Here is a 16443-nt window from a genome sequence, read left to right on the forward strand (position 1 = left end):
GGAAGGTTTTTTACAAGCGCCGCTTTCCCGGACAGAGAGGGGGGAGCGGCGCTTTTTTGCGCTCAGGCGCAAGGAGGGAAGAGTGAGGGGGATGGATGGGATGGGCTTTACACGCAACTCTTGCCTGGCGGACGCAGTAGGCTTAGGGGACCTTTTGGATATTTCCCGTAGGGGAGGGAGGAAGTTCCGTTCAGCGTGCGGAGAGGCGCCGGCTTCTGAAGACGAAACCGACGGCAAAGGTAACCAGGGTGCCGATCGTCACGCGCCAGGGAAACGCTATTTCCGGAATATATTGTTTCCAGGCGGCGGGGAGGGGGATGAGCTCCGTCAGGAGGGCGATGACCAGGAAGCCCGCTGCCATGGCAATGATGTTTCCCCTGTCGTTTCCCCTGGTGCGCGTGAGCATTCCCAGCAGGAAAATGCCGAGCAGGGAGCCGTAGGTATAGCCGAAGATGCCCAGGGCTATTTGAATGATGCGGACATCCGGATGGTGCACCACGTACCAAGCCGTGATGGACCCCACCAGAATGAGCAGCAGGGAGAAGCCCGCCGTTCCCCAGCGCACGCACCGGAGAAGTTCCCGTTCCGTGGCTTCCGGTTTGAATACCCCCTGGTACCAGTCCTTGGTGGCGGTGGTCGCCAGGGAGTTGAGAGCCGTGGAGAGGGAGCCCATGGCGGTTGCCAGCAATCCGGCGATCAGCAGCCCGCGGATGCCGTTGGGAAGTTCATGGATGATGAAATAGGGGAAGACGTGAAGCTGGGGCGTGTCCGCGGGGAGGGCTGCGGGCGTGGTTTGGTAAAAGACATAAAGGAGTATGCCCGTGAACAGGAAGACGATGACGATGGGGAAGTCCAGCAAACCGGAAACGATGACGGCCCGCGTGCCGCCTTTTTCCGTTTTTGCCGCCAGCATGCGCTGCACCATGTCCTGGTCCGTTCCATGCGTAGCCATGGTGATGAAGGTGGCCCCCAGGAACGCCGCCCATACCGTGTATTCCTGGCCCAGGATGTGGGTACACTGTTGCAGGAAGTCCAGGCCTTCCTTCGTTCCCCAGGAGAAGAATTTCCAGTCGTCAGCGCCGTTCATGGAAGCGGAGATGGAGGTCCATCCTCCGGGGATGTGGGAGAAGAGGACCCACAGGGCGGAGAGCATGGAGACGCCGAGCACGACGGCCTGGAGTACGTCCGTCCAGACGACGGCTTTCAAACCGCCTATGGCTGTGTAAATGGTAGTGGCAATGGAGATGGCGACCAGCGCCCCGATGTAGAGCAGGACAATCTGATTGGAGTCCGCCGTGGCGCCCGTCATGAATTGATAGGCAATGACCAGGAGAATGCCCGCAAAGTATAGCCTGGTTCCGCTGGCCAGCACGCGGCTGACCAGGAAGACCATGGAGGCCGTGCGGCGGGTCAGGAGCCCGAACCGTTTCTCCAGGTATTCATAGATGGAGACTACCTTGTAGTCATAGTAGGGTTTCAGAAAGAGCTTGCCTACGATGATGCGGCCCAGAATGGTGCCGATACAGAGCTGCGCATACGTGAAGTTGCGCGTATGGTAGCCTTCTCCCGGAGCGCCCAGGAAGGTAGCCGCGCTGATTTCCGCCGCCAGGATGGAGGCCAGGATGGCCCACCAGGGCAGGGAGCGGTTCCCCAGGGCATAATCCGTTAGGGAGTTCTGCTTTCGTCCCGCATAGATGCCGATGCAGAAGATAGCCAGAAAGTAGACGGCGATGACGAGGAGGTCCGTGAACATGCCTGGAGAGAGAAGGCCTTTTCCGGAATGATCATTCCGGAAAAGGCCCTGGGATCAATGAACGGTCAGGAGTGGCTTTTGTGTTCCAGCGCGGCGGAAACCAGGCCGGAGAAGAGCGGGTGGGCCCGGTTGGGTGCGGACTGGAATTCCGGGTGGTACTGGCAGGCAATGAAGAAGGGGTGGGCGGGCAGTTCCACAACTTCAACCAGCCCGTGTTCATCATTGACGGCGCTGATGACTAGGCCTGCGTTTTCCAGTTCTCCACGGTAGGCCGGGTTGAATTCGTAACGGTGGCGGTGGCGTTCCGTGACGCTGTCCTTGCCGTACAGCTTGTGCGCCAGAGTTCCGGGCTGGATCAGAGCTTTGTAGGCGCCCAGGCGCATGGTTGCGCCCATGGCCTTAATGCCTTTCTGTTCTTCCTGGAGGCTGATGACGGGATGGGTGGATTTCTGGTCAAATTCCGTGGAGTTGGCATCGTCCATGCCGCAGATGTGGCGCGCGTATTCAATGACGGCCACCTGCATGCCCAGGCAGATGCCCAGGAACGGGATGCCCTTGGTGCGCGCGTATTCCACCGTTTGTATTTTTCCTTCAATGCCCCGGTCTCCAAAGCCGCCCGGCACCAGAATGCCGTCCACGGAGCCGATCAGCGCTTCTGCGCCTTTTTCTTCAATTTCTTCCGCATCTATCCTGAGGATTTCCACGCGGGCGTCATTTTCCGCGCCGGCATGGGTGAAGGATTCGTAAATGGATTTATAGGCGTCCTGAAGGGCGATGTATTTGCCCACCACAGCAATTTTTATGGAGTGGCTGGGGCTGATGACGCGGCCCACGTAACGCTGCCAGTCCGCCAGGTTGGGCGCGGGAACGTCCAGGCCCAGACGCTTGGTCACGATGCGGTCTATCTTGTCCTGGCTGAGGTCCAGGGGGCATTCGTAAATGGTGTTTTTAACGTCGCGGAAGGCGATGACGTTTTTGGCCTCCACATTGCAGAACATGGCGATTTTGCGCCGTTCGTCCTCGCTCATGTCGTATTCCGTACGGCAGATGATCACGTCCGGCTGGATGCCGATTTCCCGGAGCTTGGCGACGGATTGCTGGGTGGGCTTGGTTTTCATTTCCCCGGCGGCCTTGATGTAGGGGAGCAGAGTGACGTGGATGAAGCAGACGTTGTCACGGCCCACTTCCAGAGCGAATTGACGCAGGGCTTCCAGGAAGATATGGCCTTCCATGTCCCCTACCGTGCCGCCTATTTCCGTGATGATGATGTCCACGTCAGATTTTTCCGTGACTTCATAAAGACGGTTTTTGATTTCATCCGTGACGTGCGGAATGTATTGAACCGTTTTTCCCAGGTAGTCTCCCCGGCGTTCCTTCCGGAGCACGCTTTCAAAGACCTGGCCGGAGGTGAGGTTGTTGAGGCGGGAGAGGCTGCAATGGACAAAGCGTTCGTAGTGGCCCAGGTCCAGGTCCGTTTCAGCCCCGTCATTCAGGACGTACACTTCCCCGTGCTGGAACGGGCTCATGGTGCCGGGGTCCACATTGAGATAGGGGTCAAATTTTTGAAGGGTGACCTTGAGACCGCAGCGCTCCAGCAGGGTACCGATGGATGCCGCTGCCAGCCCTTTGCCAAGAGAGGAGACGACGCCACCTGTGACGAAGATGTATTTCATGTTTATGGTTCCTAATGTGTGTTTAATAAGATCTGTTCCACCTGGGCGGCCTGTTCCGGCGTATCCACGCCCACGCTGACGTGGTCCGTCAGGATGACTCTGATTCTGGCGCCGTTTTCCAGCGCGCGCAGTTGTTCCAGAGATTCCGTTTGTTCAAGGGGGGTGGGTTCCCAGCGCACGTAGTTTTCAAGGAAGTCCCGGCGGTAGGCGTAAATGCCCAGATGGCGGAGGGATGGCGTGATGCGGGGATGGCGGGCGTAGGGGATGACGGAGCGGGAAAAGTACAGGGCGTCTCCGTTGCGGGCCAGGGCCACTTTGACGATGTTCGGGTTGTCCAGGTCTTCCTGCCCGCTGATGGGGCAGGCCACGGTAGCCATGGACAGTGCTTCATCGGAGACCAGGGCGTCCGCCAGGCTGTCAATCAGGGCAGGGTCAATGAGGGGTTCGTCCCCCTGGATGTTGACCACATGGGTAGCGCCGGGGAAGGACTGCACGGCTTCCGCCAGGCGGTCGCTGCCGCTGGGATGGTCGGGGGAGGTCATGATTGCCTTGGCGCCAAAGGCCGTGACCGTATCAAAGATGCGCTGGTCATCCGTGGCGATGGCAATGTCATCAAGGCGTGAACACCGTGAAACGCGTTCCCATACATGCTGGACAAGGGGCTTGCCTGCAATGAGGTGAAGCGGTTTGCCCGGAAATCTGGAAGATCCCCAGCGTGACGGGATAAGGCCGATGATGTGATGAAGAGAGTCTGATGCCATGGAAAGAGGAAACGCCCCGAAAGGTAGCAATTCCCCCTGAATTAGTCCAGCCTCAAGCATCAGGGGCGCCCGTTTTTCCGGAGGGGCGGCGCCGTGGTCAGCCCGAAATGGCGGGAGTTCCCGCTATTTGAGGTTTTTCCACTGTCTTCCGGATGATAAGCGGCATGTATTCCCTGCGTACGTGGAGGGGTACGTAGAGCCCTTCCTTTTTGGCGCAAGAGAATAATACCTTGATGATGCCCAGGGAAATGATGTCCTGCGCAATGGTGACACTGTCCCCGAAGAGAAAGAAGAAGGTAAGCGGCTTGATGATGTAGAGGGTTGAAACGTACAGGATTCCCAGCTTGTACTGGTGGTCGCGGTAGATTCTGCTGACAATCCATGCATAGGTCATGCCGATAACGGACAGGATGGTATATAAGGTCAGCCCCACGTAACCGAGCGTTTGAATGGTAGAGATGGGGCCGCTATGCCATATACCGTTCCAGGCAAAGGACGTCTGGTCCTGCGAGAGGTTGTAGGCCTCTTCATAAATGTTGGCTTTTACGATGCTGATATCCCGTGAGAATCCGTCTCCGAATACTTTGTCCTGGATGAAGTGTTCGCGATCGTCGAGCGCCCATTGCCACATTTCAAGACGCCAGTTCGTGGAACCCTCCGCATCCATCCGGGCATGTACGTTGACGTCCAGGAAAGGCAAGGCGGAGAGGGTGCGTTGAATGCCGAAAGGAAGGGAATGGAGAGCTCCTGCCGAGGACATAATCAGAAGAATGACCAGTCCAAAAATGGGGATCAGAATGCAGGATACCCATCTCCTGTAAATCAGGGAGACGAGGAAGAACAGGAGCAGCAACTGGGCCATCATGTTGCGGAAGCCGCTGAGCATGGCTCCGGCCAGCCCCAGCAGGAGGAGGCCCGCACGCCAGGGACGCTTGACCATCTGCCATATGGAGTAGTTGATGATGACTAGTTGGACCACCAGCTGGGAAATGAGAAGGAAGGTGCCCTGCCGGGTGTCTTCCTGGCCGGAACTGGCAGTGGCAGCGGCTACCGCCGGATCCGCCCCGGCGGCATCCGGGGAGAGAATATTCCGGGCCGTCGCGATCAGCGTAAAAAGAACCGTCAGGAGGACGGCCCATTGCAGCACCCTGCCGAATTCATGGCTGGTGGTCTTCAGGGAGGAAAGACAGAGGTAGGCGATCAGGGCCTGAAGGAACAGGATGTATCCCTTGCCTCCGTAATAGTCTTCCAGCACATTCAGCCCCAGCCCGAAGGGATGGCTCAGGAAGATATAGGCCACGTGCATGAAGATCACAAGAATGACAGCATCCTGCAGAGCAATGGAATTCCATGTCAGGGATGAACGCTTGATCATAACATTCCACAGATAGAAGGGAATGGTGATGGTGTATATAAAGAGAGGGGCGTAGTCCCCCATCTGCCCTACAGGCAGGAAAAGAATGGGCAGCCATATCCACAGGTACCACACTTTTTCCTTCATCAGGTACAGCCCGGCCAGGACGAAGGGGGAAACCGCCAGGGCAATGGAAAAGGGGTCTCCGTCAGCCGACATGACGCCGCCTATAATGGCAAGGAGAATGGCAACGACTGAAATCAGTACAATTTTAAATAAATTACCATTCATAGGGCTGCCCGTGATTCCCGCATATGAAGCAATGGCGGGAAAAAGAGATGGATGGTGGAGTATAGGGGATTCGAACCCCTGACCTTCTCATTGCGAACGAGACGCTCTACCAACTGAGCTAATACCCCATGGGAAATACCGGAGGGAATCTAGTCGATCTCTTTTCCAAAAGCAAGCGTAATTCTTAACGTGTGGCGAATAAGCCGGGAATCAAATTTGCTGATTGGCCTGTTTTTACATTTTTTCACGGATGATTATAAATACGAGCAGGCATGAAGAAGATTTTTTACTCTGGATAAGTTCATGGAGGAGTACAGGATGGGGTTTTCAGCAGGTTCTCTGAAAAACATCAATACCGGGGAATATTTTTATAGTTCCGGAGGAGGGAGAATGACCGTTTCAGTCTTGAAGAGAGCCATTTGCCGCATGGCTGTTCAATGCCGTAATGCAGGATGATTCCAACCACGATCAACAGCAGGCACGAGAGGAGCCAGAAGAGTGGGGAATATGTCCCATAGCGGTATTGCGTCCAAATATACTGCATGAAGTTCAGAACGGGGATATGCAGCAGAAAAATGGCGTAGGTCAGAAGGCTTGCCTGATTAACCAGATGAATGACACCGGACGGGATTTTTATGAACCGCAGCGCGTTAAATTTTTCCATGGAACATGCACTGGAAATGGTCAGGACGGCTATCAGCGTGTCCGGCAGGAGAAAACCCATGGATATATTTTCTTCTCCAATCAAGAATGTCCCGATGAATGTCTGATAGAGAAGATACAGTGTTCCGCAAGCAAATATGACCGGGCTCCACGAAAAGAAACGCGCGTGTTTTTTATAAAGATGTGCTGCATAGCAACCTGCAAGGAACTGCCATAGGCGGTAGGGAAAATAGGCATAAAGCTGTTTACCCGGTTCCTGAAAGAAAATGCAGGCCAGCGCGGCTGCAAAACTCAGCGCCAGCATCAGGAGGAGGTATTTCCGTCCATATGCCACCAGGGGGAAACAAAGCACCATGAGGATTTCAATCTTCATGTACCATAAAGGATAATTGTCGCCCGTGTATTGGTATACGAATTGATTGCCGCCGAATGAGGCGATGAGGACGCTGACCAGGTTATTGAAGTTAAAATGGCTTTTGCAGGACAGGAGGGCCGATAAGAGGAAGGCTGTGAACAATAACGGCCACAGGCGGGCAAATTTGGAGATATAGAAGGAGGAGATGCTGAATTTTTCCTTCTTCAGCGTGAACATCATTAAAAAACCGGACAGGATAATGAACCAGTCCACACCCACGCCGCCTCCCGCGGGAGACCGCCATGTCCAGTGGAAAAGGCAGATCATCAGGCACAGGATGATTCGGATAAGTGAGATGCCCGGAATAAAGGCAGGGGGTTTCATGAAAATAAGGTATTAATTCCCCTCTTTGTTCCGAATACGGTTCCTGAGGTGGCCTTCTTCAAGCAGGCCGTCCATGTACAGGCCCACGGCCTGTGCTTTTCTGAGGCTTTGGGCCGCATTTTTCAGGGCCGGAAGAGCTTCTTCATAGGAGGGAATGGCTCCTTTTTTGACGGGGGATGCTTCCACGATGTGCCATCCCCACCTGCTTTTAATAAGCACGGGCTTGTCATCAGGAACGCCCGCCAGGTCCAGCCCCAGTGTCTCCGCCGCGCGGGCCGGGTTCACCCAGCCCAGCTCTCCGCCTGCGGGGGCGGAACGCTCGTCTTCACTGAATTCCCTGGCAAGCCGGGAGAAGGCTTCTCCTGATTGCAGGCGCGCCAGCAGCGTTTCCGCCGCTTGTTTGACCTGGGCGCCGTCCTTGTGCAGGGTCGCCAGGAAGATGTGCCGGGTTTTACGGAGGTCAGGGGCTTTAAGCTGGTCCCGGATCAGGCCGTAATACGCCTTCAGGTCTTCGTCCGGAAGATCCGCCGCCTGGGCCGTTGCCCGGTAAAGCTGTTCCGTTTGCTTGAGCCGCGCCGCTATTTTTTCCTGAAGCTGTTCCTGCGTCATTTTCTGGTCGTGCAGGGTTTTCAGGTATTGTTCCGTGTTTCCGTCAAAGCGGGAACGTATCTGTTCCACGGCGCGCGCAGCCTCCGCGTTGCGGTTGGGGAGCTGAAGGTCGTTCACCCTGGTTTTCAGTCGCAGGAGGGAGGAGGAAATCAGGTCGTACCTGGCCCGCGGGGCAAGGTCGCCTGCTGTATCCAGCTCATGGGTAAGCCTGATGCCGCCGTCCATGTCCAGCACGGGCGGCTGGCGCAGGAGCCGGAGTTCCGTCACTCTTCTGGAGAGCTGGTTGGCCGTGAGGGGTTCACCGTATACTTCCGCAATCCGGGCGGAGTTGTCTCCGGGCGGTCCCGGCATGGGTTTCAGGTAGGCGTCCATCCTGCCGGCCAGGAAGCCGTGCCAGAGAAACAGGTCCCCCACCAGATAGAGCAGGAACGCTCCATAGATCACGAGCTTGAACGTGAATTTTCCAGTGGGGGACATGGGTGGAACAGGGGAAGGGCTGCCGGCCTAGTTTCCGCCGCCGGAGTCTGCCAGACGGACGGATTCCGGAGGAAGGAAGTTGCGGAACCTCTTCTTTTCAATGCACTTCATGTAGGCCTCCTCCGGAGAGACGATGCCCTGCTGGAGTTTTTGCCAGATGGCGTCATCCATGAATTGCATGCCCATGGATTTTCCGCCCACGATGACGTCCGGGATTTTCTGCGTGGCGCCTTCACGGATGATGCTCGCCACGGCGGGCGTGGCAAAGAGGATTTCATTGACGGCTACGCGTCCCGGCTTGTCGCTGCGCTTCATCAGGAGCTGGGCCACCACGCCGCGGATGGAACCCGCAAGCATGGTGCGCACCTGGGATTGCTGGTCGGACGGGAAGACGTCAATAATACGGTCAATCGTCTTACTGGCGTTGTTGGTGTGCAGGGTGCCGAACACCAGAAGGCCGGTTTCCGCCGCCGTAAGGGCCAGGGAGATGGTTTCTAGGTCGCGCATTTCACCCACCAGCACAATGTCCGAGTCTTCACGGAGGGAAGCCCGCAGGCCGTCCGCGAAGGAGGGCGTCTGGAGGGGCACCTCCCTCTGGGTGACGATGGATTTTTTATTGGGGTGGACGAATTCGATAGGTTCTTCCACGGTGATGATGTGCCGTGACTGATTGCTGTTGATGTAGTCAATGATGGCGGCCAGGGTAGTGGATTTACCGGAACCTGTGGGGCCCGTGACCAGCACCAGGCCGGACCTCATGTGGGCGAATTCCTTCACCACGGTGGGCACGCCCAGTTCTTCCAGCGTGGCGATCTTGGTGGGAATGAGACGGAAAACGGCTCCCAGGCCGTGCTGCTGCCTGAAGTAGTTGCAACGGAAGCGGGAGGTTTCATCCATTTCATAGGCAAAGTCCAGGTCCCCTTCCTCCAGGTATTTCTGGAAGGCCTGGGGGTCACAGATTTCCGCGAGAAGGTTTTTGAACGACTGGCCTTCCAGATTCTCGTCGGAAATGGCGGAGATAGTCCCGTTGACGCGGATTTTCGGAGGCTGGCCTTCGCTGAGGTGAAGGTCGGAGCCGCCGGCTTCTACGAGATATTTAAAGTATTGGTCGATAACAGCCATAACAGGAGTGTGTCAAAGATTAAAGGTTACTTGATTCCCAGGAAGGATTTCATGATGGTCTTGTCTTCCGCGCGGAAGAGGCAGTCGTCCGTGGTGATGAGGCCCGCCTGGTGCAGGGCTCTCAGGGAGTCGTCCATCAGGATCATGCCCTGGGCCTTCCCGGTCTGGATGCAGCCGGGAATCATGAAGGTCTTGCCTTCGCGGATGCAGTTGGCGATGGCGGGCGTATTGACCAGCATTTCAATGGCCAGGGCGCGGCCGTTGCCGTCCGCCCTGGGAACCAGCTGCTGGGAGATGATGCCGCGCAGGGATTCACTGACCATGATGCGGATCTGGTCGCGCTGCTCCACCGGGAAGACGTCCAGCACGCGGTCCACCGTGCGGGCTGCGGAACCCGTATGCAGGGTGCCGAGCACCAGGTGGCCCGTTTCTGCCGCCGTAAGGGCCAGGGAGATGGTTTCCAGGTCACGCATTTCACCCACCATGATGACGTCAGGGTCTTCACGGAGCGCGCCGCGGAGCGCGCGGGCGAAGGATTCCGTGTGCTTGTGCACTTCACGCTGGTTGACGTGGCAGTTTTTGGACGGGATCAGGTATTCAATGGGGTCTTCAAGCGTGATGATGTGGTCGTGGCGGTCCTGGTTGATGAAGTCCACGATGGAGGCCAGCGTAGTGGATTTACCGGAACCCACGGACCCTGTCACCAGAATGAGGCCGTTGGTGTAGCGGGTAAGGGGTATCACGTATTCCGTCGGCAGGCCGATTTCCTCCATGGTGCGCACCCGCGTGTTGATGATACGGAAGCAGATGTCATAACCCAGGCGCTGCTTGACTACGGAAGCGCGGTAGCGGCCGAAGTCGTTGGCGTAGGCAAAGTCCACGTCCCCCCTCTGCTGGAGGCGGTTCCATTCCGGGTCTTCCAGAAAGCCCCGCGCCAGAACTTCCGTGTCCTGGGGCGTGAGATTTGGCGCTTCCTCCCAGATGGGGAGAAGCTGGCCGAACCGGCGCCAGGTGGGGCGGCTGTTGACGGCAAGGTGGATATCGGAACAGTCAAAGTCCTGTCCAAGCTTAAGATATCCGTCGACGTGGGGCAAAATGTATTCGCTCATGTTGTGAATGCAGCAAACTGATAAAGCTACATACTAACGAAAACGGGGCTTTTATGACCAGCAAAAAATGATAGGGAAACGATTTCTGTGCGCCCGTTCTTCCGGGATCGCGGCAGGAAGCGCGGTTTTAAGGAAAAGGGAGGGGCGGAAGACTGTGGAGACCGGAAGAAAACGCGTTCCCAGTCGCGCATTTCCAGCCTGCTGTACTCTTCGGTTTCTGAGAGCGCCTCCCTTCACGGCCAAGGCAGTCCGGGCGGGAAAAATGCCCCGGCATGGCGGGGTGCCAGCAGAATGCTTTCTGAAATGGTCCGGCGGGAATTCCGGTATTTACGGAAGGGAGGGAAGCCTGTTATTTGAACAGGCTGAAGATTTTTTTACCGGCCATGTCAAAGCCCATCTTCTTCAGGGAAGGGAAAGCCAGGGTAATCAGGATCTCAATGATGAAGCGGAAGATGGGGGAGTTGATCCAGCTTCCGGAAGAATGCGGCCGCGGCTGGGGAGCCGGACGGCTTTTTTTACCCGTGAACATCCGGATCAGGAGAATGCCGCCCACGGTGCCCACAATGGAGCCGATCACGGGCAGGGACATGGCCCTTTTTTTCAGCCGCCGGAAGTGGTCCGCCTGCTGCTGCGTCTTTTCCGCCAGAATATCCGCCTCATTGACGATATCCAGCCGGGAGGAGGCCACCCGCATCAGGAGTGCGAGCTTTTCTTGAGAGCCATTTGCAGACATGATAAATCCGTTTTAAGTTCTTCCGCCGTCGCCGGGGCGATGGGCGTAACATGGGTGCGGCTGAAAAGGATGAGCGCCACGGCAGCCGCCAGCAGATGGAATCCGGTGGTTACGGCCAGTCCGGCGATAATTCCCCAGAAGTAAGCCATGACCATGGTCAGCAGGCACCACAGGAAAAGATAGCCGAAGACGGCCATGAAGGCGCCCAGCAGGAGCAGGGCCATTTTTTTGCCCAGCCTTTTGGACGCTTCCTCCAGTTCCAGCTTGAACAGGGCGGCCAGTGCTTCCACATGGGCCAGCGCCGCCGCTCCGGTTTCACGGAGGGACCGCACCATGGCCGCTCCTTCTTCCTTTTCCTCCACAATGGGGGTGACGAAGGTGCGCTTGAGTTTGTCAATCAGTCCCATGGCTCGGCTTGAAAAGGGTGAGGGCGCCATGCGCCGGGGCGCATGGCGCAACACGAGGGGTTAACGGCGGCGGATGAGCAGGCCGATGAGAAGGCCCACGCCCATGGCGATCAGCACGGATTGGGTGGGTTTTTCCTTCACGTATTCTTCGCCTGCTTCATGGAAGTGCTTGGCCTTGTCACGGATGACTTCACCCTTTTCCTGGGCGTAGTCACGGATGGTGGATGCCTGTTCCGTAGCCGCTTTGCGGATGTGGTTCACTTTAGCCGCGGCGAAGGCTCTGGCCTGTTGAAATCTGGTAACGGCAAGCTCGCGTGCGGAAGGGCAGGAGCAGCTGGTGTCATTTGCTGCTGCGGTAGGTTCAAGTTCGGTTTGTTTGTCTTGCATGGTTGATTAGAGTATTAAGGGTTGGTTCCTGTTGAAAAACATGTCGGCTTACATGTTTTCGCCTCTCACATTAGGGATTATTTAGCACGCTCCCCACTATTGGCAAGTGTGTAAAGCGGCTTCACCCGGAATTGTTCGCGTTCCTCAGCGGCGGCTTCCTGAAAAACCGCCGCGGGGGTCCGGCTTGACCTGGGGTTCGTTCGGATTCCGGTAGCGCAGGATGCCGTAATCCCTCAGGTTGCGGATGAATTCCTGGGCATTGGAACGGAAACGGGTATCGTAGAGGAGCAGTCCCAGGAAGCCCTGGTTCCTGCGCGCGTCCGCCGTAACGGAGGCGATTTGTTCGGACGCCTTGCGCAAGGCGGTCAGCGTGGGGGGGATTTCCTTGATGGCGGGGTCCAGGCGGTTGATCTTTTCTTCCGCCCCGGCAATGATCCTGCGCGCGTCCTGCACGGTGTCCTTCATGGCCGCCATCGTGTCGGGAAGCTGTTCGCCCGCTTTGTTCATTTGAGAGAGCACGTTGCCGAGGTGCCGGAGGTTTTCCTGGCTCAGGATGCCTTCATTGATCAGCTTGGTGGTCTGGGCAAGTCCCTTGGCCGCTTCCCCGATGTTGAGGATGGCATCGTCAATGTTGTCTGAATTCTTCTCAATCTGCTTGAGGATTTTCAGGATTTCTTCCGTAGCGCCCACGGCGTTGTTCTTAAGCTTGCTGAAGTCGCTTTCCGCTTGTCCGATGACCGTGGCGTGGGGCTCAATGTAGTTACGTGTGGGATGGGCGGGAGGAACGATGTCGATGTACTTGTCTCCCAGGATGTTCTGCATGTCCACGCGGAAGACGGAGCCTTCCTGGATTTTCACGTCGCTCTGGATATTGGCTTCCAGCATGACTTCATTGCCGGAGGGCAGCAGTTCGGGCGCCTTGGTGACCTTGCCCACCGTCACGCCGCCCAGGCGCAGCTGGGAATCCTTGATGAGGCCCGCCGCATCCTTGAAGATGATGTTGATGGGGTAGGTCTGTTCCTTGGAGGTCTTGATGTTGCCGAACCCCAGGATGACGCCGATAATCATCAGGATTCCGGCAATCAGGAAGATGCCCACCCAGGTTTCCGGCTTAATTTTCTGCTTCATGGCGCTGTGGTAAAATGGTTATTGTTTCCGTTCTCGTTCCGCCCGTTCCAGCAGAACCCGTTGAAAGTTTTCATGCCTGCCGGTCAGGGCAGTCCAGTCTTCCCCGGAATCCCCGTACAGGAACCGTTGCAGGACTTCATCCCTGGAATGCAGGAGTTCTTCCGGGGTTCCCGTCCAGTAGACCTCCCCGTCTCTGAGATAGACGATTTTGTCCGCAATGCGGATCACGCTGGGCATGTCATGAGAGACGATGACGGTGGTGATTCCCTGGTCCTTGCATATCTGCCGGATGAGGAAGCTGATGCTGTCCGTGACGATGGGGTCCAGGCCAGCGGTGGGCTCGTCATACAATAGGCATTCTGGAGTCATGACGATGGCCCTGGCTACGGCCACGCGCTTGATCATGCCGCCGGAAAGGCTGGCCGGCATTTTTTCCTGCTGGCCCAGCAGGCCCACGGAGTCCAGGGCGGCGGAGATGCGGGCGTCCAGCTCCGTTTCGTTACTGATTCCCTCCTCCCGCAGGGGGAAGGCCACGTTTTCCCCAACGGTAAGCGAGTCGAAGAGGGCCCCCTGCTGGAACATGAAGCCTATTTTGCCGCGGATTTCCTTCTTGATTTTTTCCGGCGCGCCGCTGATGCGCCTGCCGTCTATGTCCACATAGCCGCCCAACGGGTCCATCAGGCCGTCCAGATGTTTCAGGATGACGCTTTTTCCCGCGCCGGACCCGCCGATCAACGCCATCAGCTCCCCTTTTTCCACGTCAAAGCTCACGCCTTTCAGCACCTCCTGGGTGCCGAAGCTTTGTCTGAGCTGATGAACGCGGATGAACGGCTGCATGGCGGCGCGGGCGGGTTATCTCATGAACCCCATGGGGAAGATGGAGTTGAGAATCATGGTCAGGATGAAGTTGGCGATGAGAAGGGCCACGGAGGCGTATACCATGGCCTGCATGGTGGATTTGCCCACGCCCACGGCACCGTTCGTGGTGCTCAGGCCCTCCCGGCAGGAAATGGTGGAGATGATGAGGCCGAAGACCAGGGCCTTCACAAGCGCCACGGTGATATCCCCCATGGTGACGAATTTGCTCATGAAGTGCATCCAGTAGGCCTGGTCCACGTTGAAGGACGTAATGCTGACGATGTAGGCGGACGCGATGCCCACCAGCACGGCTTCCATCATCAGGATAGGCATGGAAATGAGCATGGCCTGAATGCGGGGTTTCACCAGGTAGTCCACCGGGTCCACGTTCATGGAGTTGAGCGCGTCCACCTGTTCCGTGACTTTCATGGTGCCGATTTCCGCCGCCATGGCGGACCCCACGCGGCCCGCCAGCATCAGCCCGGTGATGACGGGCCCCAGTTCCCGGAACATGCCCACGGCGACGACGGCCCCGCCCATGGTCTCCATCCTCACCGTCTGGAGCTGAAAGAGCGTCTGGGCTTCCAGCACGGCTCCGGTGAAGGCTCCGGTGATGATGACCACCGGCTGGGACTGCACCCCGATTTTTGCAATTTGCTCCACAAGAACGCGCATGCGGAACTTGCCGGACCACATGCAGGCAGCCACTTGGTAAAGCAGCAATCCGATTGACCCCAGGCGGTCAACCAGCCTCAGGGCGGCGCGACCGACCATGGTGGCTAAATAGAATTGCATGGCTCCTACTAATCACTTCTTCCGCTGCAAGAGCAAGCGCAATGTGCGCCACGGGGAGAAAAGGAAGGCGCCGCGTCAATCCATCAGGCGGTGGACGTAAGGCGTTTCCGGTTTGCCGGGAGCGGAGCGCAGCAGGAGGCGCGGAGGCAGTTTCCGCCGCATCCATTCGGAGGCCCGGGCCCGCCGCTGCAGGCGGCGGATTTCCTGCTCCCGTTCCGGGAGCCTGTCCGCCAGCGGCGTAGCGGATTCATGGTTCCGGTGCAGGCGTATCAGGAGGCCGTCCCGCATGGCTGCCTCCGGCGCGGGGGTGAGGAGGCCGGGGAACAGGTCCGCCAGTTCCGTCTCATATAAATCACCCAGCGGCATGAAGTCCGCGGCCAGGGCTCCCGGAAGAAGCGGGGAATCCGTCATGACGTCCGTTCCATTCAGGGCGGAAAGCAGCAGCGCCCCCTCCCCCTGCACCCACTGGCGCATGCTCCACATGGCCGTGAAATGCCCCTCCGGTCCCTCGCCTGCCGTAGGTGACGGGAAAGTCCATTCCCTGGCATGGATGCCCAGCCTGTCCGCCAGGGCTCGCGCCCGCGCAAGGTCCCGTTCCGGAACGCCGGGAAGGCGGGGAATAAGCCCCGTTATCTTCAGGGAGGGCAGCGCTTCTTTTGACAAATGGGCCAGCAGGGGGGAGGAGGGGCTTTCCAGCAGGTTCAGGCAGGCGGAGATGTGCCCGGTTTTCTGGATGAAATCCGCCATGCCTTTCCGGAGGGCGTGCCGTAGCTGTTCCTCCGGCGCGGGCAGGGAAAAGGCCTGATGCGCGGGAGCTTCCGCAGAGATGACGGCGGAATCCCGCTCAAAGAGGCGCAGCCTGCCCAAGAGGCTTCCGTTCCCGGACCAGGCGGAAGACGCGCCGGGAAGCAGGAAAGGACCCTCCCCCCCGGCCAGGCGTGAGGTGAACACGGGAAGTCCCGTTGCCTGCGCCAGACAGCGTTCCTCCTCTTCCTCCTGTTCCAGCAGTCCTGCACGCCACGCGCCGGAAGGCGTGCGCAGCAGCAGGCAGGGGACGGGGGAGGAAGGCGCCCAGGGGAGGATGGAAAATCCGGCCTCCCCCGTGTTCCGGAAGATGCCGGAGACGGGGACGGAGCTCGTGCAGGATGCGGAATGGGGGATAACGGCCTCCTGCGGAAAGGAACGGCCGTTCCGGAGCAGGTGGAAGTGAAGGCCTTCCTCGTCCGCCGCTCCCAGCACCAGCGGAATATCCGCGATCTCCTTTGCCAGATAGGTCAGGGCCGCCCGGTGCTGGGACCGGAAGCCGTCGCGCAGGGCCAATTCCCCGGTGTGCATGCCGCTGAGGGCCAGAGGCGGGCAGAGCACCAGCTCCGCCCCACTGTCCAGGCAGGAACGGTACAGTTCAACGATGGTTCTGAGGTTCCGGGGGAAGTGGCCGGGAATAGTTTCCGGCTGGATCAGTCCTGTTTTCAGCATGCCCCGGCAGGTTAGACCATTCCGGGGAGCCGGGCAAGCCGGGATGCGCGGGACCGTTCCTGCGGAGTTTTTTATCGCAAGGAGCTTGTCATCCATGGTCTTCATGGT

At 58.0% G+C, this 16443-nt stretch carries 15 protein-coding genes and 1 tRNA gene; all 16 read right to left on the reverse strand.

What is annotated here, in order from left to right; all coding sequences use genetic code 11:
* Positions 1-190: 190 nt before the first annotated feature.
* The 16 genes from HHJ06_RS09015 to HHJ06_RS09090 all read right to left on the reverse strand — a co-directional run bounded on the left by HHJ06_RS09015 (position 191) and on the right by HHJ06_RS09090 (position 16335).
* Complete coding sequence (locus HHJ06_RS09015) at positions 191-1753, reverse strand: sodium:solute symporter (RefSeq protein ID WP_215429008.1); 1563 nt, start codon at positions 1751-1753, stop codon at positions 191-193.
* Between the two features lie 65 nt (positions 1754-1818).
* On the reverse strand, positions 1819-3426 hold the full coding sequence (locus HHJ06_RS09020; RefSeq protein ID WP_215429009.1) for a CTP synthase: 1608 nt from the start codon (positions 3424-3426) through the stop codon (positions 1819-1821).
* A gap of 11 nt (positions 3427-3437) precedes the next feature.
* Positions 3438-4187 carry a 3-deoxy-manno-octulosonate cytidylyltransferase gene (kdsB, locus tag HHJ06_RS09025; protein WP_215429010.1) on the reverse strand — a complete coding sequence of 250 codons (750 nt, stop codon included), beginning with the start codon at positions 4185-4187 and terminating at the stop codon, positions 3438-3440.
* A 97-nt stretch (positions 4188-4284) separates the two neighbouring features.
* The gene (locus HHJ06_RS09030; RefSeq protein WP_215429011.1) at positions 4285-5832 is read right to left on the reverse strand and encodes an O-antigen ligase family protein; all 1548 of its coding nucleotides are present in this window, start codon (positions 5830-5832) and stop codon (positions 4285-4287) included.
* Between the two features lie 52 nt (positions 5833-5884).
* Positions 5885-5960: transfer RNA gene (locus HHJ06_RS09035), tRNA-Ala, on the reverse strand.
* Positions 5961-6181: 221 nt separating this feature from the next.
* A complete protein-coding gene (locus tag HHJ06_RS09040) occupies positions 6182-7234 on the reverse strand; it encodes an acyltransferase family protein (RefSeq protein ID WP_215429012.1) in 1053 nt (350 codons plus the stop codon).
* 12 nt (positions 7235-7246) lie between these two features.
* Positions 7247-8320: a peptidylprolyl isomerase gene (locus HHJ06_RS09045; protein ID WP_215429013.1), complete on the reverse strand. Its 1074-nt coding sequence runs from the start codon at positions 8318-8320 to the stop codon at positions 7247-7249.
* Between the two features lie 27 nt (positions 8321-8347).
* A complete protein-coding gene (locus tag HHJ06_RS09050; RefSeq protein ID WP_215429014.1) occupies positions 8348-9442 on the reverse strand; it encodes a type IV pilus twitching motility protein PilT in 1095 nt (364 codons plus the stop codon).
* 26 nt (positions 9443-9468) lie between these two features.
* Positions 9469-10551: a type IV pilus twitching motility protein PilT gene (locus HHJ06_RS09055; RefSeq protein WP_215429015.1), complete on the reverse strand. Its 1083-nt coding sequence runs from the start codon at positions 10549-10551 to the stop codon at positions 9469-9471.
* A gap of 349 nt (positions 10552-10900) precedes the next feature.
* Positions 10901-11245 carry a hypothetical protein gene (locus HHJ06_RS09060; RefSeq protein ID WP_215429016.1) on the reverse strand — a complete coding sequence of 115 codons (345 nt, stop codon included), beginning with the start codon at positions 11243-11245 and terminating at the stop codon, positions 10901-10903.
* On the reverse strand, positions 11245-11691 hold the full coding sequence (locus HHJ06_RS09065) for a phage holin family protein (protein ID WP_215429017.1): 447 nt from the start codon (positions 11689-11691) through the stop codon (positions 11245-11247). The genes HHJ06_RS09060 and HHJ06_RS09065 overlap by 1 nt, the downstream gene beginning before the upstream one ends.
* Positions 11692-11751: 60 nt before the next feature.
* Complete coding sequence (locus HHJ06_RS09070) at positions 11752-12078, reverse strand: DUF883 family protein (protein ID WP_215429018.1); 327 nt, start codon at positions 12076-12078, stop codon at positions 11752-11754.
* Between the two features lie 144 nt (positions 12079-12222).
* On the reverse strand, positions 12223-13206 hold the full coding sequence (locus HHJ06_RS09075) for an MlaD family protein (RefSeq protein ID WP_215429019.1): 984 nt from the start codon (positions 13204-13206) through the stop codon (positions 12223-12225).
* An 18-nt stretch (positions 13207-13224) separates the two neighbouring features.
* The gene (locus HHJ06_RS09080) at positions 13225-14043 is read right to left on the reverse strand and encodes an ABC transporter ATP-binding protein (RefSeq protein WP_215429020.1); all 819 of its coding nucleotides are present in this window, start codon (positions 14041-14043) and stop codon (positions 13225-13227) included.
* 15 nt (positions 14044-14058) lie between these two features.
* Positions 14059-14859, reverse strand: a complete 801-nt coding sequence (locus HHJ06_RS09085) for an MlaE family ABC transporter permease (protein ID WP_215429021.1) — start codon at positions 14857-14859, stop codon at positions 14059-14061.
* A gap of 75 nt (positions 14860-14934) precedes the next feature.
* On the reverse strand, positions 14935-16335 hold the full coding sequence (locus HHJ06_RS09090; RefSeq protein ID WP_215429022.1) for a hypothetical protein: 1401 nt from the start codon (positions 16333-16335) through the stop codon (positions 14935-14937).
* Between the last annotated feature and the right edge of the window lie 108 nt (positions 16336-16443).

Source organism: Akkermansia muciniphila (assembly GCF_018709685.1).
Classification (GTDB): domain Bacteria; phylum Verrucomicrobiota; class Verrucomicrobiia; order Verrucomicrobiales; family Akkermansiaceae; genus Akkermansia; species Akkermansia muciniphila_E.